At 68.6% G+C, this 25,238-nt stretch carries 22 protein-coding genes; 16 read left to right on the top strand and 6 right to left on the bottom strand.

All coding sequences use genetic code 11. The annotated features are described in order from the left end of the window. Nucleotides 1–58: 58 nt before the first annotated feature. The 5 genes from BLU81_RS04210 (at nucleotide 59) to BLU81_RS04190 (ending at nucleotide 5,841) form a co-directional block, all read left to right on the top strand. Nucleotides 59–1,510 carry a cellulase family glycosylhydrolase gene (locus tag BLU81_RS04210; protein ID WP_092541776.1) on the top strand — a complete coding sequence of 484 codons (1,452 nt, stop codon included), beginning with the start codon at nucleotides 59–61 and terminating at the stop codon, nucleotides 1,508–1,510. A 135-nt stretch (nucleotides 1,511–1,645) separates the two neighbouring features. Beyond that, complete coding sequence (locus tag BLU81_RS04205) at nucleotides 1,646–3,163, top strand: PP2C family protein-serine/threonine phosphatase (protein WP_092541775.1); 1,518 nt, start codon at nucleotides 1,646–1,648, stop codon at nucleotides 3,161–3,163. Between the two features lie 28 nt (nucleotides 3,164–3,191). Next, nucleotides 3,192–4,088 carry a LysR family transcriptional regulator gene (locus BLU81_RS04200; protein WP_231954136.1) on the top strand — a complete coding sequence of 299 codons (897 nt, stop codon included), beginning with the start codon at nucleotides 3,192–3,194 and terminating at the stop codon, nucleotides 4,086–4,088. A 98-nt stretch (nucleotides 4,089–4,186) separates the two neighbouring features. Further along, a complete protein-coding gene (locus BLU81_RS04195; protein WP_092541773.1) occupies nucleotides 4,187–5,332 on the top strand; it encodes an LLM class flavin-dependent oxidoreductase in 1,146 nt (381 codons plus the stop codon). After that, on the top strand, nucleotides 5,329–5,841 hold the full coding sequence (locus tag BLU81_RS04190; RefSeq protein ID WP_092541771.1) for a flavin reductase family protein: 513 nt from the start codon (nucleotides 5,329–5,331) through the stop codon (nucleotides 5,839–5,841). Before BLU81_RS04195 ends, BLU81_RS04190 begins: the two co-directional genes overlap by 4 nt. Before the next feature lie 38 nt (nucleotides 5,842–5,879). Here the strand turns inward: BLU81_RS04190 and trxA are convergent, their stop codons facing one another. After that, nucleotides 5,880–6,416, bottom strand: coding sequence for a thioredoxin (gene trxA, locus BLU81_RS04185; RefSeq protein WP_231954129.1), 537 nt, complete (start codon nucleotides 6,414–6,416; stop codon nucleotides 5,880–5,882). Between the two features lie 288 nt (nucleotides 6,417–6,704). Here trxA and BLU81_RS04180 point away from each other — a divergent pair, with 288 nt between their 5' ends. The 4 genes from BLU81_RS04180 to BLU81_RS04165 all read left to right on the top strand — a co-directional run bounded on the left by BLU81_RS04180 (nucleotide 6,705) and on the right by BLU81_RS04165 (nucleotide 11,010). Further along, complete coding sequence (locus tag BLU81_RS04180) at nucleotides 6,705–7,553, top strand: hypothetical protein (protein WP_092541769.1); 849 nt, start codon at nucleotides 6,705–6,707, stop codon at nucleotides 7,551–7,553. A 279-nt stretch (nucleotides 7,554–7,832) separates the two neighbouring features. Then, nucleotides 7,833–8,285, top strand: a complete 453-nt coding sequence (locus BLU81_RS49440) for a hypothetical protein (RefSeq protein ID WP_197686114.1) — start codon at nucleotides 7,833–7,835, stop codon at nucleotides 8,283–8,285. Nucleotides 8,286–9,433: 1,148 nt separating this feature from the next. Continuing rightward, entirely contained in the window at nucleotides 9,434–10,006 is a 573-nt protein-coding gene (locus BLU81_RS04170) for a TetR/AcrR family transcriptional regulator (protein ID WP_092541765.1), read from the top strand. After that, nucleotides 10,000–11,010, top strand: a complete 1,011-nt coding sequence (locus tag BLU81_RS04165) for a ketopantoate reductase family protein (RefSeq protein WP_092541763.1) — start codon at nucleotides 10,000–10,002, stop codon at nucleotides 11,008–11,010. The genes BLU81_RS04170 and BLU81_RS04165 overlap by 7 nt, the downstream gene beginning before the upstream one ends. Here the strand turns inward: BLU81_RS04165 and BLU81_RS04160 are convergent. Together BLU81_RS04160 and BLU81_RS04155 are read right to left on the bottom strand one after the other, a co-directional pair. Next, the gene (locus tag BLU81_RS04160) at nucleotides 11,002–13,095 is read right to left on the bottom strand and encodes a GDSL-type esterase/lipase family protein (protein ID WP_092541761.1); all 2,094 of its coding nucleotides are present in this window, start codon (nucleotides 13,093–13,095) and stop codon (nucleotides 11,002–11,004) included. The genes BLU81_RS04165 and BLU81_RS04160 overlap by 9 nt on opposite strands. Nucleotides 13,096–13,181: 86 nt before the next feature. Next, nucleotides 13,182–13,574 (bottom strand): winged helix-turn-helix transcriptional regulator, encoded by a 393-nt coding sequence (locus tag BLU81_RS04155; protein ID WP_092541759.1) that lies wholly within the window; start codon nucleotides 13,572–13,574, stop codon nucleotides 13,182–13,184. Nucleotides 13,575–13,622: 48 nt separating this feature from the next. Here BLU81_RS04155 and BLU81_RS04150 point away from each other — a divergent pair, with 48 nt between their 5' ends. From BLU81_RS04150 to BLU81_RS04120, 7 genes are all read left to right on the top strand, one after another. Further along, complete coding sequence (locus BLU81_RS04150; protein WP_197686113.1) at nucleotides 13,623–14,417, top strand: SDR family NAD(P)-dependent oxidoreductase; 795 nt, start codon at nucleotides 13,623–13,625, stop codon at nucleotides 14,415–14,417. Between the two features lie 213 nt (nucleotides 14,418–14,630). Next, nucleotides 14,631–15,638, top strand: coding sequence for a glycoside hydrolase family 11 protein (locus BLU81_RS04145; protein WP_092541755.1), 1,008 nt, complete (start codon nucleotides 14,631–14,633; stop codon nucleotides 15,636–15,638). Between the two features lie 68 nt (nucleotides 15,639–15,706). Beyond that, a complete protein-coding gene (locus BLU81_RS04140; protein WP_092556570.1) occupies nucleotides 15,707–17,332 on the top strand; it encodes a glycoside hydrolase family 43 protein in 1,626 nt (541 codons plus the stop codon). Nucleotides 17,333–17,360: 28 nt separating this feature from the next. Beyond that, nucleotides 17,361–18,734 (top strand): endo-1,4-beta-xylanase, encoded by a 1,374-nt coding sequence (locus BLU81_RS04135; RefSeq protein WP_092541753.1) that lies wholly within the window; start codon nucleotides 17,361–17,363, stop codon nucleotides 18,732–18,734. Nucleotides 18,735–18,970: 236 nt separating this feature from the next. Continuing rightward, entirely contained in the window at nucleotides 18,971–20,260 is a 1,290-nt protein-coding gene (locus BLU81_RS04130) for an ABC transporter substrate-binding protein (RefSeq protein ID WP_092541751.1), read from the top strand. Between the two features lie 2 nt (nucleotides 20,261–20,262). Next, complete coding sequence (locus BLU81_RS04125) at nucleotides 20,263–21,177, top strand: carbohydrate ABC transporter permease (protein ID WP_231954127.1); 915 nt, start codon at nucleotides 20,263–20,265, stop codon at nucleotides 21,175–21,177. A 3-nt stretch (nucleotides 21,178–21,180) separates the two neighbouring features. Continuing rightward, the gene (locus BLU81_RS04120) at nucleotides 21,181–22,014 is read left to right on the top strand and encodes a carbohydrate ABC transporter permease (protein ID WP_092541747.1); all 834 of its coding nucleotides are present in this window, start codon (nucleotides 21,181–21,183) and stop codon (nucleotides 22,012–22,014) included. 3 nt (nucleotides 22,015–22,017) lie between these two features. Here BLU81_RS04120 and BLU81_RS04115 read toward each other — a convergent pair whose 3' ends face one another. The 3 genes from BLU81_RS04115 to BLU81_RS04105 form a co-directional block, all read right to left on the bottom strand. Continuing rightward, nucleotides 22,018–22,959, bottom strand: coding sequence for a hypothetical protein (locus tag BLU81_RS04115; RefSeq protein WP_092541745.1), 942 nt, complete (start codon nucleotides 22,957–22,959; stop codon nucleotides 22,018–22,020). Between the two features lie 9 nt (nucleotides 22,960–22,968). Next, complete coding sequence (locus BLU81_RS04110) at nucleotides 22,969–24,027, bottom strand: DUF2855 family protein (protein WP_092541743.1); 1,059 nt, start codon at nucleotides 24,025–24,027, stop codon at nucleotides 22,969–22,971. Between the two features lie 63 nt (nucleotides 24,028–24,090). After that, nucleotides 24,091–25,233 carry a lycopene cyclase family protein gene (locus tag BLU81_RS04105; RefSeq protein ID WP_092541741.1) on the bottom strand — a complete coding sequence of 381 codons (1,143 nt, stop codon included), beginning with the start codon at nucleotides 25,231–25,233 and terminating at the stop codon, nucleotides 24,091–24,093. Nucleotides 25,234–25,238: the final 5 nt, after the last annotated feature.

Below are 25,238 nucleotides of genomic sequence, written 5' to 3'. Positions count from 1 at the left end.
GGTGATGCGGGCGGAACCTACCGTCGGAGATAGACACCCCTCTGTGGAAGGCCCCCCCATGAGCCGTTTCCGCGCCCTCGCCATCGCCGGTTTCCTGCTGCTCGGCACGATGTCGCCGGTCTCCCCCGCGCACGCCGCCACGCCACCGACCCTGGCGAGCAGGCTGGCCGCGGTCCAGACCGCGAAGACGATCAACTACTACCCGTCGAACGCCGGGTGGACGTTCATGTGGACGAACTTCGACCCGGTCCGCATCGACACCGACCTGACCAGGGCCGCCACGCTCGGCGCGACGAACGTCCGGGCCATCGTCTTCCCACAGGCCTTCGGATACCCGGTACCCACCGCGGCGTACGTCCAGAAGCTCAGCCAGTTCGTCACCATCGCCGACACCCACGGGCTGACCGTCAAACTGACACTGTTCGACTGGTGGTCCGGGTACTCCGACGTGGCGAACAGCATCACCTGGGCACAGACCCTGCTCACGCCGTACGCCAATGATCCTCGGGTCATCGCCGTCGAAGTGAAGAACGAGTTCCAGCCCGGCGACGCCGCCGCCGTGACCTGGGTCAAACAGGTCATCCCGGCGATCCGCAGCACCGCCCCGGACATGCCGCTCACCCTGTCCGTCGACGGCGGCAGCGGCGCCACCGGCATGGCGAGCATCAAGTCGCAGCTCACCACCACGCCGCTGGACTACTACGACTATCACTTCTACGGCGCCTCGGAACGGTCCCTGGCCGAGATCCGCCGCGCCCAGAACGCGGTCACCCCCGACCCGGTCGTCATCGGTGAGACCGGGGTCAGCACACTGTCCGGCAGCGACGGTGAACAGGCCGCCTACCTGGCCCGGGTGTTCCGCGCCGCCTCAGTGGCGGGGGTCGGCTCGGTCGCGCCGTGGATCCTCAACGACTTCGCCGCCGGCGCCATCCCACCGAACTCGGCGGTGTCCACGATGCCCGCCCAGTACAAGTACGGGCTCTACCGCACCGACACCACCGCGAAGATCACCGCCTCGGTGGTCGGCACCGCCTGGATCACCGGAACCACCCCGAACAGCATCCTCAACCTGGGCTTCGAGGCCGCCACGATCGACTCGCCGTGGCGCAACTACCTGCCCGCCGCCGGCACCGCCGTGATCACCACCGAGGCGGCGCGCACCGGCGTCCAGTCGGCCCGGTTCACCGGCACCACCCGCACCGGCAGCAACCTGCCGTCCCTGCTCACCTCGCCGATCACCCCGGTGCAGGGCGGCCAGCAGTGGCATGCCGAGGCGTACGCCCGCGGGGTGGCCGCGACCGGGATCACCGAGGTGGCGCTGAGCTGGTTCGACATCAACGGCACGTGGATCAGCCAGCACACCTCCAACCGGCTGCCCACCGGAACCACCGCCTGGACGAAACTGTTCGTCGACGCGACGGCCCCGGCCACCGCCACCAGCGTCCAGCTGCACCTGAAGTCCGGCGACAACACCGGAACCGTCTATTACGACGACGTGTCGATCACCTGACCGTCGAGGTACGCCTTCCCACCTTTGACGGTCAGCACGGCGGCGAGCACCGCAACGGTTCGGAGGCGCATGATCATCACCTCTTCCTGTTCGGCGGCGGATGCCCTCCGCTGAACGAGCGGCTACATTCCCGGAGTGCGTGAAGATCTGGCGGCCGGGTCGCTGAGTGAGAGTTACAAGGCCGTCGACTGGGACGCGACAACCCTCGGGCCGGTGGACGGCTGGAGTTCCACCCTCCTGATGGCGGTGTCCACGGCGTTGCAGACCCGGTTCCCGGTGACGCTGTTGTGGGGGCCGGAGCACGTCCTGGTCTACAACGAGGCGTACGTGCCGCTCATCGGCGACAAACATCCCGCCGCACTCGGCCGGCCGGCTCGGGAGGTGTTCCCGGAGATCTGGGACACCATCGGCCCGATGCTCGACTCGGTGTCCGCCGGGTCGGGCGCGGTCTGGTTCAGTGACCTTCGCCTGCTGATGGACAGGTGGGGGTTTCTGGAGGAGTGCTACTTCACCTTCTCCTACTCGGCGGTCACCAACGACTCCGGCGGCATCGAGGGTGTCATCGACATCGCGTCGGAGACCACCGAGCAGGTGCTCGGCAACCGGCGGCTGCGCCTGCTGCACCAGCTGACCGAGGTGCTGTCCACCGCCGCCGAGCCCGATGAGCTGGCCGAACGTGCGCTGCCGGTGCTGCGGGCCGCGTCCGACGACTTCACCGCCGTGGACCTGCACGTCACCGAGGTCCCGGACACCGAGGCCGACACCGGAGCCGGCGTCGTGCGGGAGCCGCTGCCCGGGACCGGCAGGGTCCTCGTGGTCCGGCCCAGTCCGCATCTGCCGGTCGACGACGCGTACCTGAGGTTCGTCCGGCTGGTCGCCGGCACCCTGACCCAGGCGTTCGACCGGGTCCGGATCTGGCAGGCCGAACAGCGCCTGGTCCGGATGGAACGGGAGATGTCGGAGACCCTGCAGCGCAGCCTGCTCACCCCGCCCGCCCGGACCGAGCACCTGTCGGTGGCGGTGCGGTACCACTCGGCCGTCGAGCAGTCCCAGATCGGCGGCGACTGGTACGACTCGTTCGTACTGTCTGATGGTCCGCTGACCCTGGTCGTCGGGGACGTGACCGGCCACGACCGGCACGCCGCCGCGGCGATGGCCCAGCTCCGGAACGTGCTGCGCGGGATCGCCGTCACCGTGCGGAGCCCGCCGTCGCGCATCCTGACCGGTCTGGATCACGCGATGGGGTCCCTCGGAGTCGACGCGATGGCCACCGCGGTGATCGCCCAGATCGAGGACGGGCGGACGCTGCGCTGGTCGAACGCCGGCCACCCGCCACCGGCCCTGTTGCGCCCGGACGGTTCGGCCGAACTGCTGGCCGGCCCACCGGCGCGGCTGCTCGGCGTCCGGCAGCCACCGGAACGCGACGATCACACGGCCGACCTGGAACCCGGCTCGACTGTCGTCTTCTACACCGATGGCCTGATCGAACGGCGCGCGACCGGTCTCGACGACAGTCTTCAGCGCCTGACCGAGTCCTTGGCCGGACGGCAGCACCTGGACGCCGAACAGGTCTGTGACCATCTGCTCGCCACGTTCAGCGCGGACGCCGACGACGACATCGTGCTACTCGTGGTGCGCCTGACCGATCGGTGAACTCCAAAGGGCGACGTAGGCTCGCCGGGTGCGGTTCGAGCAGCTGGAATACCTGATGGCGGTGATCCGGCACGGATCGCTGCGCCGCGCCGGCGACCAGTTGCACGTGTCGCAGTCGGCGCTCAGTGAGGGCATCAGCGCGCTGGAACGGGAGCTGGGTGTGCCGCTGCTGGAACGGCACCGGTCCGGGGCACGGGTCAGCCGCGAGGGCCGGGATCTGGTGCCGCTGGTCGCGGAGATCCTGGCCGGAGTGGCGCAGTTGAGGGCGGCAGCCGGTGATCACGGCGCGGCGAGCCGGGTGATCCGGGTCGGCACGGTCAACGCCGGCACGTCGAAACTGCTGGTCCCCGCGGTACGGGAGTTCAGCGCCGGGCATCCGTTCACCACCGTGGATGTGGCGACCATGCTCCAGACCGAGATCGAGGAACGGCTTCTGGAGGGTCGCCTGGACGTCGGGCTGATCAACACGTTCCCCGGTGACGACATCCCGGCCGCACTGCATCAGGTGGTGTTGCTGCACGGCCGACCCCGTGTCTGTGTGCGGGCTGACGATCCGCTCGCCGGTCAGGAGCGGATCAGCGTCGACGACCTGCGCGGGCGTCCGTTCGTGGCGATGCGGCCGGGTTATCTGATGCACCGGCTGGTGCAGCGGCTGTTCGGGGACTCGCCGCCGCCGGAGACGTTCGCCACCGACGGGGCCGAGATGGGCAAGAGTCTGGTCGCGAGCGGGACCGGGCCGACGATCCTGCCGGACTACAGCATCCTCGGTGATCCCCTGGAGACGGCCGGGGTGATCACGGCGCGACCGCTGGTGGAAGAGGTGCCGCCGGTGCTGATGTTGATGCTGCGCCGCCGTTACGACCGGGTGCCGGCGGCGATCCTGGACTTCGAGCGCACCATCGAGCGCCTGGCCCGGCCGGGTTAGCCGAAGGGGCGTTCGGGATACCCGTACACCCCGGGCCTTGCCTTGTCCTACAAATCTAGCGAACCTATAGGTAATCAAGGTTTCATGGAAGGCTTGTCATGTCGTTGCGGTTCCACTGGTTCCTGCCCACCAACGGCGGCGACGGACGGCATGTCGTCGGCGGCGGTCACGGCCTCGCCCCCGGCGGTTCCGGGCGCCCCGCCGACGTCGCCTACCTCACTCAGGTCGCCCGTGCCGCCGAGGACAACGGCTTCACCGCGGCGCTCACCCCCACCGGCGCCTGGTGCGAGGACGCCTGGCTCAGCACCGCGATGCTCAGCCAGACCACCGACCGCCTCAAGTTCCTGGTCGCGTTCCGGCCCGGCGTGGTCTCGCCGTTCCTGGCCGCGCAGATGGCCGGCACGTTCCAGAACATGTCCGAGGGCCGCCTGCTGCTCAACGTCGTCACCGGCGGCGAGAGCCACGAACAGCGGATGTACGGCGACTACCTGGACAAGGACGCCCGTTACCGGCGCTGCGACGAGTTCCTGGAGATCGTGCGCCGGCTGTGGGCCGGGGAGACCGTCGACTTCCACGGCGAACACCTCTCCGTCGACGCCGCCACGCTCGGCCAGATTCCCGACCCGATCCCGGACATCTACTTCGGCGGCTCCTCCCCCGCCGCCGGGATCGTCGCCGCCAGACACGCCGACGTCTACCTGACCTGGGGCGAACCGCCGGACGCGGTGGCCGCGAAGATCGCCTGGATACGCGGGCTCGCCGCCGAACAGGGCCGGACGATCCGATTCGGCATCCGGATGCACACCATCACCCGCGACACCGCCGACGAGGCCTGGGCGGAAGCGGACAGGTTGCTCGCCGGGATCCCCGCGGACACCGTGGAAACCGTGCAGGAAGGCCTGCGGCGCAGCGAGTCCGAGGGCCAGAAACGGATGATCGCCCTGCACAACGGCTCCCGCGACAAACTGGAGATCTACCCGAACCTGTGGGCCGGCGTCGGCCTGGTCCGTGGCGGTGCCGGCACCGCGCTGGTCGGCAGCCACGAACAGGTCGCCGACCGGATCACCGAATACGCCGCCCTCGGCATCGAGGAGTTCGTGCTGTCGGCGTACCCGCATCTGGAAGGCGCGTACTGGTTCGGCGAAGGTGTCCTGCCGATCCTCGCCGACCGCGGCCTGTGGACCGACGAGCGACCACGCCGCCGCCGGCACACCCTGGTCCCGTTCGCCGCGGCCGGACGATGAAGACCAATCAAGACCTCGATCCGGTACGTCTCCGTCAGGCGTTCGGTGACTTCCCCAGCGGGGTCGTAGCCGTGGCCGCGGTCGTCGACGGCATCCCGGTCGGGCTGGCCGCCAGCTCGTTCACCTCGGTCAGCCTCGAACCGCCGCTGGTCTCCGTCTCGATCGCCAACACCTCGCAGACCTGGCCGGTGCTGCGGCGGGCCGGCCACCTCGGGGTGACGGTGCTGGCCGCGCACCACGGCCCGGTCTGCCGTCGACTGGCCGGTCCGGTCGAGCACCGTTTCACCGGCGTCCACATCCTGACCTCGGACGACGGAGCGGTCACCATCGACGACGGGCTGGCCCGGTTCGACTGCACGATCTACCGCGAGGTCGAAGCCGGCGACCACACGATCGTCCTGCTCCGGCTGCACGCCGTGGACCACGGCACCGATGCCACCGCCGGGCCCCTGGTCTTCCACCGTTCCGGATTCGGGCACCTGTCCCCCGTACCGCCGAAAGGCCTTTGACCTGCCTTCCTCCCGGCGAAGCCTCCTGGGCGGAACGCTCAGGTCCCGCTCGCCCCAGACCGGGCCGACGGCCTGTTCTCGCTGGGCTGTTTCGGTGCTCGGTTTCCGCTCGGTCGGTCGGCGGCTAGGTTTCCGCTCGCCTTTGCAGGGACCGGGGTGAGGCTTTGTTCGGCCCACTGCCGCAACGCGCTCGCTGAGGCCGCGCCGGAACGGCGGACCGTGACCCGGCCGCCCACGACGATCATCAGGGTCGGTACGGCCTGCACCCGGAACCGGCGCGACAGACCCGGCGCCGTATCGATGTTGACCTTCACCAGTTTCACCCGGCCGGTGAGTTGCCGGGCCACCTGCTCCAGCGCCGGCCCGACCTGGCGGCACGGCCCGCACCAGGGCGCCCAGAAGTCCACGAGCACCGGCATCGGCGACTTCTCTACCACCTCGGCGAAGGTCCGGTCGTCGGCCGCCGCGATCCACGGCAGCACCGACTTGCATTTGCCGCAGACCGGCTTGCCGGACGAGGCCGACCGGGTGCGGTTGCGCTGCCCGCACCGAACGCAGGCCACGATGTTGTTCACTCCGCCACTTCCTCGACTCCACCCATCGACTCCCAGAATTGAGCCTATCTCGCTCAACTCCGGCCGGCGCTCACCGGGCTCCCGCCTCATGACGGCCACCACCTCTTCGGGGTCACGCCTCGCGCTTGCTGATGACCGGCGGCAGGCGGCGTGACTCCGGGATTCTGCCTTGTGACAGCCTTCAGTCAGGCGCGGTGTGTGTCCGGGTTCGCCCGCCGGGCGGTGCCGCGAGCCGCTGCTATGGTTCCAGTCCCCGGTGGGCAGCCGGGCCGGGAAACGGGGTCGATCATGGGGGACAAGACCGTCGAGTCGGTGGAGGTCTCCGTCGACGAGGACATGCTGGCGCCGCTGGGCTGGGCGATTCCCGACGTTCGGGCGCGCCTGGTGACCAAGCGCATTCTCGGCAGCAACCTGGCGCAGAGTGTCTCCGTCGCCGGCACCGCGCAGTTCATCGCCGAGGACTGGACAGACCGGTTCAAGGGCACCGGCCGCGCCCCGCACGTGCTGGTCGCTCTCGGATGCCACGCCCGGAAAGGCCTGTCCCGGCTGAGCGTCCTGATCGAAGAGAACGCCGAAGGCGCCGCGAAACGCCCGACCCGGTTCACCGAGACCAGTGACATGTGGATCGTCACCGACCCGATCGCGGCCGCCGACCTGACGGTGCGGATCACCGGGTACGACCTCGATCGCCCGCACCAGTCGTTCGGCCTGCCCGAGGACCCGCACACCCTGCTGCCCGTCACAGTGATCGACGAGAGCACCCGGCCGTCGATGCGAGTGCACGCGATGGCGAGCGCCGAGATAACCGGACACGGACTCAACGAGGAACTGCGACTGAACGTCGACGGCATCATCGAACTGGGTTCCCCTGAGGAACTGAAGGCGGACCGGCGCGCCCCCGCAGCCCGCCTGGACGTGCCCGGCTTTGTCGTCGAGGTCACCGACGACAGCGACTTCCTGCTGCTGAAGCGGACGATAAAGTTCGACGGCACGATCGTCACCGACGAGCAGGCGGGCACTCCCCGGCGCAGCCCCGCTTTCGTGGCCGGCTTCCACACCGGCGTCGGCGACTTCGCAGGCACCGCAGCCCAGGTAACGCTCCGAGTCCGAGACGCCGCCGACATCCAGCTGATCTAAACCGGCCCAACCCGCGCCAGCAACCGCACGAGTTTCCCGGGCACGGCGGGATGCGCGATCAGATGGAGCCATCGCACGAACCCGTCTCCTTCACGAGCAATGGCCTATCGATGGCTCCACACCCATTCCAGCGCCATCCGGTATCTAGGCACATGTCCGCCTTAATCTGCCATTCACTGAGAGCACGTCGGTATGGAACCGTCGCCGCCCTGATGAGGTTAAACAGTTTGGCATGATTCACTTCTTACAGTTTCCCGTTGGGCGCGGGAGAATTGTCGCATGAGCCAGATGGCGTTGTTCAGCGCTGCCGGAATGCGCGACCAAACCAAGGCGAGGAACTATTCGCCCAGTCGTGATGAGTTTCGCCATGAGCATGAAAAGCGTCGAGCTTGGGGACTTCAGCGCCGTCATGCCGAGAAGCTCCGCCGCATTCGTGAGCGCGATTCCATGCCCCTCTCCCACGACGATCGGGAGTGGCTGGCTTCTCTCACGCCGCAGCCTTCGCCACCACCAGCAGCAGTCACGCTCACGCCAACGCCTGCACCCATGCCCGGGCCCGCACCCACGCCATCGCCCGCGCCCGCGCCCGCGCCAACGCCTTCACCTGCGCCCACCATTGCGCCGCCCTTGAGAGCGGCTTTCGCGATCAAGCGGGAGCCGATCTGCGTGGGGAGTTCGGGTTCGATTCGCACCACAGCTCACCACGCGACCCTGACCACGAAACGCCTCTGAAGCCAGCGCCTTCGCCCTCCGACACGGCGGCTGGACAATCGCCGATAACGGCTCCGCCGCCGGCCTCGGAGACCAGGTGCAAGCTCTCCGCTCCTCGATCCGAAGTCTCCACTCCTCGAAATAAGGTCTTGTCCCCTCGATCCGAAGACTTCGCTCCCCAGTCCGACGCCTTGGCTCCTCGATCCGAGGGCGTGGGTCGGCGGGCGGTTCGGCCCGTTCTCGCGGCGATCGGACCTCAGCCGAGGGTGCCGTTTCTTCGAGCGGGTCACGGCGGGCTTTTGTTGAATGATCATGGCGCCGGCCGGGTGGTGGCCACGGTGGCACTCGGCGTGTTTCCGAGTGGCCGCGTCCGGGAGGGTCACCGTGCGATGGCCGGGGAACAAACATGCACGGATTCTTTTTGTTCTGCGCGGGGGATTCTGAGGATTGTTTGGTCGAAAGGACATGGAAATTATGATGGTTGGCGGGATGTAGGGCACGTCCAGGTAAGCGGCTGCTCCGCAGTTCTTTGCCGGGGCCGGAATCCGCCCTTCCGCGTCGGCGAGACAAGCGAATCTTCTCCATATCGGACGGATGCGGAAGATCCTCTATATCGTCGTTCGGACGGCGAGAAGCGATGCCATCGTCGCTACCGGGCGCGTTCGACTTCGGCGCCTCCCCCAGAACTCGCTGAGATCACGTCGCTGGTCCGGGCGAGTTCGTGGCGGCTTCGAAAAGTGCCTGGCCGCCGGTCCGTGGGCAGGGCTGATTTGTGCGACTCAACCGGCCTCGTGGCCATCGATCACGCCTCACTGACCGTCCGATCGGAAGTCGGCGAGCAGCCTCGACACCCGGCTCGCCAACCGCAACCTCGAAAGCGACCGCAAGAGCGACCGCCGCCGCCCACGCCCACGCCGACATAGCGACAGCGACACGATTCGGGTCGGATCGGATCGTGTCAGGTGAGGCGAGGTGAGGTCGGGTCAGGTCTTTCTTGGTGCCGACCGACCTCGACAACCAGGGAAAACTCGGCATCCGAGCCGCCCTGAACGCTGGCGCCCCTTCGCCTCGAGGTGCCGAATGTCGGGCGCCTCACTCGCCAGCTCGCCTGATCATGCTTTACGCTCGTAAAGTCGTCGGCTTGACGATCGTAAAGCTCAGGGAGCCCAGTGGCGGACGGGCGGCAACGGTTTCTGGAAGCGGCGGTTCGGCTCTTCGCTCGGCACAGTGTCGCGGGGACGTCGTTGCAGATGATCGGGGACGAGCTGGGGGTCACCAAGGCTGCCGTGCATCATCACTTCCGGTCGCGGGAGGAGCTGCTGACCGCGGTGGTGGAACCGGTTCGGGTTGGGCTCCGGAGCACCGTGGCGGCCGCTGAGGCACTGCGGGGACGGCATGTGCGGGCCGATCGGGCGCTGACCGGGTTCGTCGATCTGGTGCTGGCCAACCGGGAACTCCTGCCGGTGCTGCAAGGCGACCCGGGTGCGGCGGAACTCCTCGGATCGCATCCGGACCTGCACGACCTGACCGGACGCCTCACCCAGCTGCTCGCCGATGTGGAACCGGGGCCGACCGGGCACGTCCGGGCCGACGCCGTGCTGTCGGGGACGGCGTGCGCCGCTGGGCCCCGCAGTAACCACATCGATCCCGCCGAGCTGCGTGCCGTGCTGATCGAAACCGGTCGTCGGGCTCTCGCTCTTCGTATCCGAAAGGAACAACCTCGAACAAGCCAGCTGTGCTGATCGTCGGCGCGGGTGCCGTCGGCCTCTCTCTCGGTTATCACCTGCGACTGGCCGGGGCCGAGGTGCCGTTCCTGGTCCGGCCGGGCCGCACGGAGGCGTTCACCCCACCCCGGCGGCTGTACGACTACAACGACGCCACCGTCAAGACCTTCGACGGCTACCGTGTCGTCGACGACACCGCACCCCTGCGGGGTGAGGCGTTCGCGTTCGTGATCGTCACGCTGGACGGGCACGTCAGCCGCACCGAGCAGGGCGAGGCCACTCTGCGGGCGGTCGGTGACCTGGTCCGGGACAGTGCCGCGATCGTGCTGATGGACGGCATCGGTGTCGACCTGCGCGCCTTCTACCTGGACACGCTCCGGATCCCGGGGGACCGTCTGCTGCTCGGGTTCCTGGGCATGCTGGCGCATCAGGGTTCGGCTGCTCTTCCCGTACCGCAAGGGGTTGATCCGGTTCTTCTCTCGTCCGCCGACATCTGTTTCGTGCATCCGGCGAACCGGACCGGTTTCACCGTGGCCCGCAGCAACGCCGCGGCGGCGAAGAAGTTCGCCGAGTTGTACGACCGCAGCGGCGTCTCCCGGGTGGGTTTCATGTCACCCAAGGTCTCCGACGTGATGGGCCCGGCGGTGTTCACCGTCTACGCTGCCTGGGACATCGCCGGATGGCCGCCGTTCGCCCAGGTCGTCGCCGACTCCGAACTGTGGCGGCTCACTCTGCGGGCCCAGCGGGAGATCCTGACGCTGCCCCGGAACGGCTGGTTCGGGAAGGTCGCCGCCCGGCTGATGGGTTCCCGGGTGACCGCGGCGATCCATCTCGGACAGGAGACGAAGATGCAGCCGCTGGACGTGGCGGCGTTCAACGGCTTCCATCACGGCGGCAAGGTCCGGCAGCAGGATCTGGCGGTGCTGCGTGATTTCGTGGCCGAAGGGCAGCGGGCCGGACGGCCGATGACCGCGCTCCGGACGTTGGTGGACCGGGCGGAGAGCCGCCGGGTGTCATCTTAGAGGTGGCGCGGGCAGTGCGCCGGATGACCGCCGGTCCGGGTGCCGGGGTAGCGGCGGGCTCCCGGCCGCGGGGGTGCCGGCCGCGTCGGTGCGGGCGGCCCAGACCCGGCGGCGCGAGGCGAAGAAGGCTATCGCGGCAGCCCAGGCACCGGCGCACGCCACTGCCAGCCACAGCCAGAGCAGGTCGTCCAGGAGAACCCTGCCGACCTGCTGGAACGCCCATTCCTGGCCCTGCGGGCGGCATCCGTCGGCGCGGGTGGTGTCGAACAGGTCGCAGGGGGCTTTCTGTTTCGGTTCCCGGTTGCCCAGGGGCAGACCCACCGGTTCGCCGGGCTGGGGCCGGACCCGCGGTGGGATCGGCTGGGGGTGCTCCGCCATCCAGGTCTCGAAGACCCGCAGCATCGCGGCGTGGCCACGTTCGTTCGGGTGCAGGCTGCTGTGCAGCCAGTTCGCCGGGTTGAACCGCTGGTCGGCCAGGCCGCGTACCGACCGCAGGCCGATGAAGTTGATGCCGGGACGGTCGCCGTTGCGTTCGTCGCAGAGCTGGAGGTGTGGTGCGACCAGGGCTTCCTGCATCTCCGCCAGGTAGTGGAAGCGGAACTCGCGGGCGGTGTCCCGGATGGTCGCGTTGAGACTCCCGGTCAGGTATTCGTGGATGAAGCGCTGTTCGTTCTCGCTCAGGGCCACCTGGTCGCACTGTTGGCGGCGCACCTTGATCGGGTCGGGGTAGGGGACGACCACGACCGGCACGTTCGGGAAGGCCCGGTTCACCTCCCGATAGGTGACGCGGAGCTGTTCGCGCAGCTGGGGCACCGAATCCAGCCAGAGGCGCCGTTCCTGCCGGCAGTCGCCGGGGGCCAGGCACATCAGCCCGATCGTGGAGAATCCGGCGTCGTTGCCGCCGATGCTCAGCACCACCATCGCCGGGGTGAACGGGCCGTGGGCGGCGTCGAGCTGGGTGTGGGCCTCGCCGCGCTGGCGTTCCGGTTTCGGCATGTCGATGCGGCCGGGTTTCATCGCCACGTAGAACGAGGAGCCGTGTTCGGGCAGCAGGTTCTGGGTGCGGGCCGCGGAACAGGCCACGAACTTGAGGCCGTCGAAGTGGGCGCGGTCCTGGGCCGCGGTCACCACCCAGGCCGTCGGTGACCGGCGGCATTCGTTGCCGCCGCCCTCGTCGGTGCCGCGGTAGTAGACCTGGGCGCCCTCGCCGGACATGAACGAGTCCCCGAGCGCCACCAGCACTTTCCGTTCCCGGTGGGTCAGGTCGGGTGGCCCGGTCTCGGTGGCGGGCGCGGGAGTCACCCCCATCAGGGCGATCACCGCGGTCACGGTGACGATGTCGGCCTGGGTGGTGGAGACGAGAGCGGCCACCAGCAGGCCCAGGATCACCAGGACCACGGTCAGCCAGCGGGAGTTGCTGGCGTACACGGCGGCGGTGGTGCCCCCGGCGAAGACCAGCAGGCCCGCCGCACCGAGGGACCAGAGACGGGCCGGGGCGACGTCGTGTTCGCACAGCCAGCGCAGAATGCCCTCGGACCAGAGCGCCAGACCGACCGGCACCAGCAGGAACAGTCCGGCTCCGAGGATCAGTGCGCCGATCAGGACCTGCCGGGCCGGGCCGAGCAGAGCCGCGCCGGCGACCACCAGAGCAAGACCGATGACCGTCAGGTACGCGCCGTAGTGGCCGGTCCGCACGTGCCGGCCGGGCAGCCGCACCGACGGGCGCTGTCGCACGTGGGTGAGCCATGATCCGGCGGCCAGGAACAGCAGGACCAGCCCGCTGATGCCGAGCAGCCCTTTGTCGGCGGTGCCGCGGCCCTGCACGAACAGCAGCGAGACGAGTCCGGCGGCGAGAACCGAGACGGGAATCCCCACCCAGTACGGGATCACCCATTGCCGTCCGTCGAGGCTGTCGGCGTACTGTCCGCGGATCCACACCGTGGCGACGCCGATGAAGATCGCGAACAGCAACCAGAGCATCGGCTCCTCCAGCCCGGAACGCGCCAGGCAGAGAAGGGTGAACAGGACCGCGACGAAGGTCAGCGTCCGTCGAACAGGTCCGTGGGTGTCGGCTACCGGCGTCACGATCAGCCCCCAATCGAGGACTAGACCGTCCCATCGGGGCCACCGAACTGGTGGGATATAGCAGTTAAATCAGTCTTTAGGGGTGTTTAGTTTTCCGTAGACCCTCGGGCGCGGGTGATCTCGGCGTGGTGACCGACCGCCCAGGCAGCCAGCGCGGAGACCGGTTCCAGCAGGCTCACCCCGAGCGGGGACAGCCGGTACTCCACGGACGGCGGAACCGTCGGGAAGACCTCCCGCTCGACGAGGCCATCGACCTCCAGGCTTCGCAGGGTACGGGTGAGCATGCGCTGGCTGATGCCGTCGACGGCCCGGTGCAGTTCGTTGAACCGGTACGGGCGCCGCCCCAACAGGGTGATCAGTAACAGCGTCCACTTGTCGCCCAGCAGCCGCATCACGTCGGTGACCGGGCACGCCTGGTATTCCGCGGCGGGCACCGGATGCGGCAGCGAGGCGGGCACATCGGTGTGCGTTGTGGACATGAGAGTGCCTTCTTCCGCTGTCGACGGCCGAAATCCAGGATGACAGTCATGGGTGTCGTGGTGGTAAGCGGTGGTACGAACGGAATGGGCCGGGCCTTCGCGCTGGCGCGGGCGGAACGCGGCGACCGGGTGCTGATTCTGGGGCGGAATCGCGAACGGGGCGCGGCCCTGGCGAACGAGAGGATCAGTTTTCATCGGGTCGATCTGTCGAGCGTGGCCGAGAATGATCGGGTCATCAGCGAGATCCTGACCGAATATCCGGTGATCGACGCCTTGGCGTTGTTCGCGAATCGGGTGGAACCCTGCCGGATTCTGACCGAGGACGGCCTGGAACGCACGTTCGCGCTCTATTACCTGAGCCGCTACCTGCTCAGTTTCGGGCTGCGCCCGGCGTTGGACCGGGCCGGGTCGCCGGTCATCGTCAACGTGGCCGGAGTCGGCACCCGCACGGGCCGGGTGCACTGGGAGGACCCGGCGTTGACGGCGAACTACTCGGCCGTAACCGCACAATTGCAGGCCGGGCGGGCCAACGACCTGCTCGGTGCCGGGTTCGCCCGGCGGTCCGGCAGCCGCGCCCGCTACGTGCTCTACCACCCGGGGTTCACCAGGAGCGGGGACCGCGGCCCGCTCCCACCGGCGCTGCGCGGGCTGCTGACCGTGGTCGCGGCGGTGGCGGCTCAGCCGATCGCCCGGGCGGTGGCGCCGATGCACGCCTTTCTGGACCAGCCGCCGGCCGAGCCGTTGACCGCGATCGATCGGGGCAAGCGGCTGCCGTTGAACCTGCCCACATTGGATCCGCGGGACGCCGACCGGCTGATGGATCTCTCCGAGGAGCTTCCGTAAGTTTCGGTGGCACTTCCGGAAGAAGACATCACCGAAAGCCCGCTCAATGAGCATCTTAAGTGCGCTAAGTAAGCCCGGTATTTCCGAAGTATTTCCGGAAGTTGTTGACAACGGGGAGAAGTGCAAGCCACGCTTTCGCAATGACGAGCTCCGATGGCCGTCTATCCCGCCGGGCTGTTCCCCGACAGCCTTTCCCCAGGAGGAATCGTCCTCATGAGCACTGATCCCGCACGCCCGAGGCACTACCGGCGCATCCTGTTCCGCCTGCTCGCCGGGGCGGCCGCCGCCGTCACCATGGTCGTCGCCGGAGCCGGCGTCGCCCACGCCGAAGCCGACCGGACCCTCACCTCGAACCTCACCGGCACGCACAACGGCTACTACTTCTCGTTCTGGAAGGACAGCGGCAACGCCAGCATGACGCTGCGCGCCGACGGCCGTTACTCCAGCAGCTGGAACAACAGCACCAACAACTGGGTCGGCGGCAAGGGCTGGGCCACCGGCACCCGCCGCACGGTCAGCTATTCGGGCACCTACAACCCGGGCAACAACAACACCTACCTCGCCCTGTACGGGTGGACCCGCAACCCGCTGATCGAGTACTACGTCGTGGAGAACTTCGGGAGTTACAACCCGAGCAGCGGCGCCACCCGGCTGGGCACCGTCACCACCGACGGCGGCACCTACGACATCCTGCGCAGCCAGCGGGTCAACCAGCCCTCGATCGACGGCATCCAGACGTTCTACCAGTACTGGAGCGTCCGTCAGCAGAAGCGCAGCTCGGGCACCATCACCACGGCCAACCACTTCGACGCGTGGGCCCGCGCCGGGCTGAACCTCGGCACCAACCACAGCTACCAGGTGATGGCGACCGAGGGCTACCAGAGCAGCGGCAGTTCCGACATCACCGTCCGTGAGGGTGGCGGCGGCACCGATCCGACCACCCCGCCGCCGAACGGGAGCAACTGCACCGCGGCGATCTCGGCCGGCGAACAGTTCGGCGACCGCTTCAACCTGAACGTCGCGGTCAGCGGCACCAGTTCCTGGACCGTCACGCTCAACCTCAACGGCGGCCAGAGCCTGCAGAACAGCTGGAACGCAGCGGTCAGCGGCACGACCGGCTCGGTCACCGCCCGGCCGAACGGTAACGGCAACAACTTCGGCGTGACCGTCATGGCCAACGGCAACTGGACCTGGCCGACGATCACCTGCCTGGCCGGCTGACCCCGGCGACATCGCTCCCCGTGGCGCGGCGGATGGGCCGCCGCGCCACCACCAGCGGAAGGTTCTCCATGACGATCACCAGGACCGCTGTCGGTACGATCCGTAACCCGGTGCTGCCGGGTTTCCACCCGGACCCGTCGATCCTGCGGGTCGGTGCCGACTACTACATCGCCACGTCGACGTTCGAGTGGTACCCGGGCGTGCGGGTGCACCACTCCACCGACCTGGTCGACTGGCGGCCGCTCGGCGGAGTCCTGACCGAGCGGCGGCTCCTGGACCTGACCGGAACCGCCGACTCGTGCGGTGTCTGGGCACCCGACCTCACCTATGCCGACGGGCTGTTCCATCTGCTGTACACCGACGTGGCGACGTTCGCGGCCGGCTACTGGGACCCGCGCAACTACCTGATCACCGCACCGAGCATGGCCGGCCCGTGGTCGGACCCGGTGGTCCTGCACGGTCGTGGCTTCGACGCGTCGCTGTTCCACGACGAGGACGGCACCACCTGGATGCTCTCGATGCGGGCCGACTGGCGACCCGGCCGCGACCGCTTCGCGGGCATCGAGATCCAGCAGTACGACCCCCGCGAACGCCGTCTCGTCGGGCCGGGCGGGCACCTGATCTTCGAGGGCACCGCGGCCGGGCTCACCGAGGCGCCGCACATCTACCGCAAGGACGGCTGGTACTACCTGATCACCGCGGAGGGCGGCACCAGCTGGGCGCATCAGGTCACCGTCGCGAGGTCCCGGCACCTGCTCGGCGGCTACCAGGTGGATCCGGCCGGTCCGCTGCTCACCTCGGCCGGGCGCCCGGAGCTGGGGTTGCAGAAGGCCGGTCACGGCAGCCTCGTGCAGACCCCGGACGGCGAGTGGTACCTGGCTCATCTGGCTGCCCGGCCGTACGCCCCGTCCGGTCGTTGTGTCCTCGGCCGGGAGACCGCACTGCAGAAGGTGGAGTGGCCGCCCGGTGGATGGCCCACCGTCCACGGTGGGGTGCCGGCCGAGCAGGTCCCGGCGCCCTCGGGCACGGTGACGCCGCCCGGACCGGCTGGGGACGACGACTTCGACGGCCCGGCGCTCGGGCCCGACTGGTCGACCCTGCGCCGCCCGGCCACCCCGGACTGGATCGACCTGTCCGCCCGCCCCTCGCACCTGCGGATCCGGGGCGGGCAGTCGCCGATGGCCCGGCACCGGCCGAGTCTGGTGGCCCGCCGGGTGACGGCTCCGCGCTGCGTGTTCGAGGCGACCTGTGAGTTCACGCCGCAGAGCTACCGGCAGCTGGCGGGTGTCACCGCCTACTACAACTCCCGCAACTGGTACTACCTGCACGTGACCGCCGACGACGACGGCACAGCGGTGCTCGACGTGCTGTGCTGCGACAGCGGGCACGTCACCGCGGCACCAGGCCTGCGCACGCCTCTCGAAGACCCGGCACGGCCGGTGGAGATGCGGGTACGCCTGGACGGCCCGGCGCTGACCTTCGCGTACAAGCCCGGTCCCGGGCCTTGGCACACCCTGGACCGGACCTTCGACGCCACCACCCTGTCCGACGAATACGCCGCGACGAAGGCCCCTGGTGAGCCGGAGGCCTGGGGTTTCACCGGTGCGTTTGTCGGGCTGTGGGTGCAGGACCTCGGCGCCGAGGACTGCTGGGCCGACTTCGACCGAGCCGTCTACCGCACGGATCGACCCTGATTCCCACTTCTGAGGAGGTTCGTACCTGATGAAGGAACAGCGGAGGAGCGGCCGGTGGAAAGCCGTCGCCGTCACCGGCATGGCCGTCGTCATGACGGCCGCGACCGCGGTCGTCTGGCAGGGCACGTCCAGCGCCGCGTCGACACTGGGCGCCTCGGCCGCCGAACGCGGCCGATACTTCGGTGTCGCGATCGCCGGCAGCAGACTCGGTGACTCGCAGTACGCGACGATCGCGAACCGCGAGTTCAACATGGTCTCGGCCGAGAACGAGATGAAGCCCGACGCGACCGAGCCCAACCAGAACCAGTTCAGCTTCGGCGCCGGTGATCAGATCGCGAACTGGGCCCGGAGCAACGGCAAGCAGGTACGCGGCCACACCCTGGCCTGGCACTCGCAGCAGCCGGGCTGGATACAGCGGATGGAGGGCTCCGGCCTGCGGTCCGCGATGCTCAACCATGTGACCCGGGTGGCCTCGTACTACCAGGGGAAGATCCACTCGTGGGATGTGGTGAACGAGGCGTTCGCCGACGGCTCCTCGGGCGCCCGCCGCGACTCCAACCTGCAGCGGACCGGAAACGACTGGATCGAGGCGGCGTTCCGGGCCGCCCGGGCCGCCGACCCCGGTGCCAAGCTGTGTTACAACGACTACAACACCGACAACTGGTCGCACGCGAAGACGCAGGGTGTCTACCGGATGGTCCAGGACTTCAAGTCGCGGGGCGTGCCGATCGACTGCGTGGGATTCCAGGCGCACTTCAACTCCGGCAACCCGGTGCCGAGCAACTACCACACCACCCTGCAGAACTTCGCCGACCTCGGCGTCGACGTGCAGATCACCGAGCTGGACATCGAGGGTTCCGGGTCGAGTCAGGCGGAGCAGTACCGCGGTATCGTCCAGGCCTGCCTGGCAGTGACGCGGTGTAACGGGATCACCGTCTGGGGTGTCCGGGACACCGACTCGTGGCGCGCCTCCGGCACCCCGCTGCTGTTCAACGGCAGCGGTCAGAAGAAGGCCGCCTACGACGCGGTGCTCGCCCAGCTCAACACCCCGGGTGGCAACGATCCGTCCGGCACCCCGTCCGGCAGCCCCACCCCCGGTCCGTCCGGCAGCCCCACCACACCGCCGCCGTCGGGGACCTGCACGGCCACCTACAGCGAGGGCCAGAAGTGGAACGACCGCTTCAACGGCCAGGTGACCGTGACCGGCTCCGGTAACTGGATCGTGACGGTGACGGTGTCCTCACCGCAGCGCATCACCGCCACCTGGAACGTCAGCGCCACCTGGGACTCCAGCGGCAACGTCATGACCGGCCGCCCGAACGGCAGTGGCGACACGTTCGGATTCACCGTCCAGCACGGCGGCAACTGGACCTGGCCGGCACTGACCTGCCGCACCGCCTGATCGACTGCCTCACCGGACCCCGGTGCCGGTTCACGAACCCGGCACCGGGGATCTCCGCGTTCGAAACTTTCAGCGAATTCCTTCGTAAGTTATCGAAGTTCGGGGATCCCCTACTGTTACGCAGGCGTTACATCAGAACCTGAAACAGCGTCTTGACAGCGAGGTCTACCCCTTCCTACCTTGAGCGCAATCTTCCGGAGGTTTTCCGAAACTTCCGCTACCGAAGGGTGGGCCTCATGAGAAATAGCAGGACCCTTGCAGTGGCCGCTGTGCTGGCCTTGAGCGCTCTGGGCGTGACGGCCTGCACCGGCGGCGACGACGGTGACTCCGGCACGGACGGCAACGTCACGATGGATTTCTGGCACAACGCCACGACCGGTCCCGGCAAGGCGTTCTGGGACAAGACCGTCGCCGACTTCCAGACCGCCAACCCGACGGTGAAGATCAAGATCCAGCAGGTGCAGAACGAGGACCTGGACGGCAAGCTGCAGACCGCGCTGAACTCCGGCTCCGCACCGGACATCTTCCTGCAGCGTGGTGGCGGGAAGATGGCCGCGATGGTGGAGGCCGGCCAGCTCAAGGACATCACCGGCGACATCTCCGCGGCGACCAAGCAGGCGGTCGGCGACGCCGCCCTGCAGACCGGACAGGTCGACGGCAAGGCGTACGCCGTGCCCGTCTCGATCCTGCCCGGCGGTCTCTGGTACAGCAAAGACCTCTTCACGAAGGCCGGCGTCACCACCCCACCGGCCACCCTGGACGAGTTCAACTCCGCGGTCACCAAATTGAAGGCGAAGGGCACCCCGATCGCCCTCGGCGGCAAGGACGCCTGGCCGGCCGCCCACTGGTACTACTTCTTCGTCCTGCGCGCCTGCACCAAGGCCACTCTGGACGCCGCCGCCAAGGACAAGAACTTCGGCGATCCCTGCTGGACCAAGGCCGGCGAGGACCTGAAGGCGTTCGCCGGCACGAAACCGTTCAACGACGGCTTCCTGACCACCTCGGCCCAGCAGGGCGCGGGCAGTTCGGCGGGCCTGGTGGCCAACTACAAGGCGAGCATGGAGCTGATGGGCGCCTGGGATCCGGGAGTGATCGCCTCGCTGACCAAGGACACCAAGCCGCTTCCCGACCTGGGTTACTTCCCGTTCCCGGCGGTTCCCGGCGGCCAGGGTGACCCGGCCGCGATCATGGGCGGCACGGACGGTTTCTCCTGCTCGGCGCAGGCCCCGAAACAGTGCGGCGACTTCCTGAACTACATCCTGACCAAGGACGTGCAGGAGGGCTACTACAAAGCCTTCAACGCCCTGCCGGTCAGCAAGGAAGCACAGGGCGCGGTCACCGAGGACTACCTCAAGGCAGTGCTCGACGCGTACAACAAGGCGCCTTATGTGTCGCAGTGGCTCGACACCGTCTACGGCCAGAACGTGGGCAACGCCCTGAACGTCGGGGTGGTGAACCTGCTCGCCGGTAAGGGCGACGTCGCCGGAATCATCCAGGCCGTGACCGACGCGGCCAAGAAGGGCTGAGGGTGCGCCGGCGCGGAATCGGCTGGGCCCAGCGTCTGGAGATCGCGGCGCTGTCCGGCCCCGCCATCCTGATGTTCCTCGGCTTCGTGATCTTCCCGGTCCTGATGGCCGCCTACTACGGCTTCTACCGGTGGAAGGGTTTCGGGCCGGCCACCGACTTCGTGGGCTTCGACAACTACGTCACCATCATCCAGGACACTCTGTTCCACGAGGCGCTGTGGCACAACGCCCAGATCGTCGTGCTGTCGCTGGCTCTGCAGGGTCCGATCGCGCTGGTCCTGGCCCTGCTGCTGAACCAGCGGATGCGCGGCCAGTCGATCATCCGGGTGCTGATCTTCGTCCCGTACGTGATCTCCGAAGTCATCGTCGGTACGGCCTGGAGCCTGCTGCTGCAGACCGGCGGCGCCGTCAACGGTGTCCTGCGGTCGATCGGGCTGGAATCGCTGACGCAGGACTGGCTGGCGAACCCGGCCCTCGCCATCTGGACCCTGATGCTGATCCTGACCTGGAAGTACGTCGGGTTCGCGGTGATCCTGTTCCTGGCCGGCATGCAGAACATCCCGGAGGAACTGTCCGAGGCGGCCGCGGTCGACGGCGCGTCGTACTGGCAGATCCAGCGGCGGATCACCCTGCCGCTGCTGGGGCCGACGATCCGGATCTGGGCGTTCCTGTCGATCATCGGCGCACTGCAGTTGTTCGATCTGGTCTACATCATCTGGGGCCAGTACGTGGCGTCGACCGCCGGCACCTCGACCATGGCGACGTACATGGTCACCGAGGGCCGTAACGCCGGCAACTACGGGTACGGCAACGCCGTCGCCGTGGTGCTGTTCGGCATCTCGATGGTCATCGCGCTCGTCTACCAGCGTTTCGTTCTGCGCCGCGACACCGAGGGCGCGCTCACCGGAGGACGGTAGGACATGGCCACGGCCACTCACGCCCCACGGGGCAACGGAATCGTCTACGTCGCCGCGCTGACCCTGATCGGTCTCATGCTCGGGCCGGTCCTCTACATCATCATCGGCGGCTTCCGGACCAACTCGCAGATCACCACCGACCCGGCCGGACTGCCCGACCCGTGGCAGCCCGGCAACTACACCGGGGTGCTGACCAGCGACGTCTTCTGGCGTCAGGTCGGCAACTCGACAATCGCGGCCGGCGCCACCACCATCGGTGTGGTGGTGTTGGGCGTGATGGCCAGTTACGTCCTGGCCCGTTACCGGTTCCGGGGCCGGGCGGCGATGTACGCGCTGTTCGCCGCCGGCCTGATGTTCCCGGTGACCGTCGCCATCACGCCGCTCTACATCCTGATCAAGAACCTGGGCCTGGTGAACACCCTGCCCGGCGTGATCCTGCCGCAGATCGCGTTCGGGCTGCCCACCACGATCATCATCCTGGTCCCGTTCCTGCGGGCCATCCCGAAGGAGATCGAGGAGGCCGCCGCCCTGGACCGGTGCAGCCGCCTCGGCTTCTTCTGGCGGATCGTGCTCCCGCTGTCGGTGCCGGGCCTGATCACCACCGGGATCCTCGCGTTCGTCAACAGCTGGAACAGTTACCTGTTGCCGCTGTTCATCCTCAACGACCAGGACAGCTTCACCCTGCCGCTGGGGGTGCAGGCGTTCGCGTCGCAGTACTCGGTGGACACCGCGAAGGTGCTCGCGTTCACGTCCCTGTCGATGCTTCCGGCACTGCTGTTCTTCAGCCTGTTCGAACGCCGCATCGTCGGCGGCCTGACCGGGGCGGTCAAGGGCTGAGCCTCAGCGGTAGTAGCCCAGCGAGGGCCGGGCCGGGCCGCCGAGCTGCACCGAGATCCGGTCGAGGGCCGTCCAGAAACCGGTGCCGTCCCGGCCGGCGACCTCCGGGTCCTCCTCGAAGTACATGTCCTGCGCACTGGCCGTGGCCGCCGTCTGAGCGGCCACGGCCGCCCACTGGTCACCGGTCAGGGTCCGGGTCGGGCCGCTACCGGCGGCGGCGAGCAGAAGGTCCAGCCGGGTACGAGGCGCGGTCTCGAATTCCTCAACGGTCCCGTCGTCCTCGAACTCCTCGACCGCTTCCGCGACCAGCTTCCACTCTCTCGCCGTCAACGTGACCGGATAGCGGCGGCCCGGTGTCACACCCAGTTCGGTGACGACAGCCGGATCGGTGGCCTCGCGCAGGTCCACCAGCCCGGCGGCGACGGTGTACTCGCACCACGGCGACCACCCGGGATCGACGGCAGTGAAGTCGGTCCCCCGGACCCGCCAGCGGTAGGAGGCCCCGGGTTCCAGCCCGTTCTCCCCGGGCTCCAGTTCCACTTTCTCGCCCGGCAGCCCGCTGGTGCTGATCTCTTCGGTCTCCCCGGTCCCGTCGAGGCGCTCTTCCTCGAAGGTCACCCGGATCTCGTCGGCGGAGGGGTCGGTGAAGACCACCGAGAGCACCGGGACGACGGTGTCGACGACCGGCCGGGACTCGCCCTGGAAACAGCCGGCCACCCCGTTCGTGGACAACCGGGTGGGCTGTGGGCGCCGGGTGGAGACCGGGACCGCTTCGGGCGTCACGCCACTGACGGAACACGAGACGTTCGGCTCGTCGAAGCACAACGTGTAGTAGCTGAACCCCGGCGGCGCGGGAATCGCGGGCGCACTCCCCGGCAGGGCGACCGCGCAGGCCGCGACGACCACACCCATCGCGACCAGCCGCCGTGTGCCCCTGTTGATCATCGGGACACCCTAGAGCTGCACGATTCTCCCGGTTCGCGGCGGGGTCCGGCCCGCCAGTACGTCCAGCCAGGCCTCGCGCAGCCCGTCCGGCCCCTGGCCGAGCCGCACGTCGACCCAGCCCTGCGCGACGGCCGCGAACCGGTGCCAGGCCTCGGCGAAACGCTCGTCCAGGCCGTCGCGCCCCCAGTCCTGGCGCCGTTTGCGCATCTGGACCGGGGCGAAGAAGACCTCGCCGGCGGCGTCGGCGTTCGGGATGCGGTTGGTGAGGCCGACGGCGATGTCCCGGATGAGCTGTGAGCCGAGATGAAACCGCAGGCCGGTACGGGTTTCGGGCGCTCCGGAGAGGTCCAGATAGACGGTCGGGACCGCCGCCAGATCAGATACCTGGTCGTACGCCAGGACCTGGTCGTAGCAGCCGAGAGCCTCGGTGAACGCCACGTTTCCGGGTGAGGTGAGCCCGATCAGCCGGGGTCCCCGCCCGTGCAGTTCGAAGGCCGCCGCATACGCGGTCTTGCTGGACGCCGACGACACGACGATGGCTTCGGCTCCGTAGAAACTGTTGTCGGCGACCTGGTCGGCGAGCATGAACGAGGTGAAGAACAGCGGCCGGAACAGCACCAGCAGGTCTTCCTGATCGGCCCGGTACGCGGCGTCACCGATGGTGGCGCGGTAGGCGTTGTACGGCGACGGCAGGTCGGCCCGGTGTGCGGACACGTCCCGGAAGCCGCTGTCGTCGATGCGGTCGGGGCGGACCACCAGGTGCCCGGCGGGCGGCAGATACCCGTACAACCGCTGTCCGGTCTTGATCTCCGCAATCGTGGACTCGGCGACCTCGGCGAACCCCCAGAGCGGTGGCAGCCCCCACCCGGCACCGAGGCCGCTCGGGAAGAACTCCCAGTAACGCATCGACTCGCCGAGGACCGCGTAGGTGACGTTGTTGGCGGTGATCCCGACCCGGTCGACCCGCAGCAGCACCTCACCGTCGGTCAGCGCCGGGGTGGAACCCCCGGTCACGCTGGTCCGGGCGAGGTCGTCACGGCCGACGGCGAACGTCCACGTTGCTGTCATGCCCAGTGACGCTAAACACCCAGCTCGGAGCCGACAATTGCACGGACAGTGCAAAATCCCACATCACAAGAGGCGGGCGTACGCGTCCCCGGCGGCCGCGCGGGTCATCGGCAGCAACGGGCTCGACGACATCAGCGCCAGGTCCTCGGCCCACGAGGTGGTCCCGTCCAGGAACCGCAGCACCCGCGAGGCCGGATTGCGGTCGAAGAGCCGCTCGAAGAACGCCACCCCGTCGACCAGTCCCCGGTCCAGGGCCCGTAGCTGCACCGCGTCCATCCACCGGTGCCGGGCCGGATAAGGGGCCTCGGGCAGCGGCGGGCGGCCGGCGGCGACCTCGCGGGCGATCTGCTCGGCCTGCCGGACCATCGCGGTGAACGTGAAACCGGTCGAGGGCCGGGTCGCGCCACCGGCGGTGCCGATCCGCACCACCCGGGGTGACGGGCGCGCGTCGAAGACTCCGTCGGTCATCGGGATGACCCCGTTCTCCACCTCCCGCACGCGCAGTGCGGTGAGGTCGAGGCCGAGGGTGCCGGCGTAACCGCGCAGGGCGGTGTCGTACTCGTCGCCGGTCAGCACCGACGGGGAGAACTCGGTGTACTCGACCAGGGCGAAACGGTCACTGACCGGCAGGACGTAACCGAACGAGACGCCGCGCGCGGGCTGCGGAGTGCGGAAGTCCATCAGCACCGCCCGCCCCGGTTCGAACACCGGCTTGTCCGATTCCAGCCACCAGCCACGGAAGTGCTGCAGCCAGTTGGTGCGGCCGGGACGATCCGGTTTGCGGGGCCGCGAGTCGAGCACCCAGGACGCGCGCACGAGCGGGGTGCCGTCGAGGGCACTGACCAGGACACCGGAGCCGTCGTCGGCCAGCGTTCCGGCGGGCGCTGTCACCCGTACCGCCGAAAGGTTCTGGTCCGCCAGCTCGTAAAGGGGTGCGGAACGGAGCATGGCGTAGCGCAGCGGCTGAAGATCCAAGGTCCGGCGGTCAGCCGCGGTGACCACGTCGACGGCGTCCCAGCTGGCGCTGAGCAGCGGGTCGAGGAAGGTACCGGGAGTGCCCCAGAACGCCCATGTCCGATCCTGACCACGTTTGTGAACCGGGTCGACGACCGCCACCCGCGGTCCTGGCCCCAGCGCCGCCAGCACCAGGCTGGCCGCACCGCCACCTCCGACGAGGGCGATGTCGGCGTCGACGGGAACGGTCATCGGCC

This window comes from Actinoplanes derwentensis (assembly GCF_900104725.1).
Taxonomy (GTDB): domain Bacteria; phylum Actinomycetota; class Actinomycetes; order Mycobacteriales; family Micromonosporaceae; genus Actinoplanes; species Actinoplanes derwentensis.
This window is presented reverse-complemented; position numbering and strand designations above follow the sequence as displayed.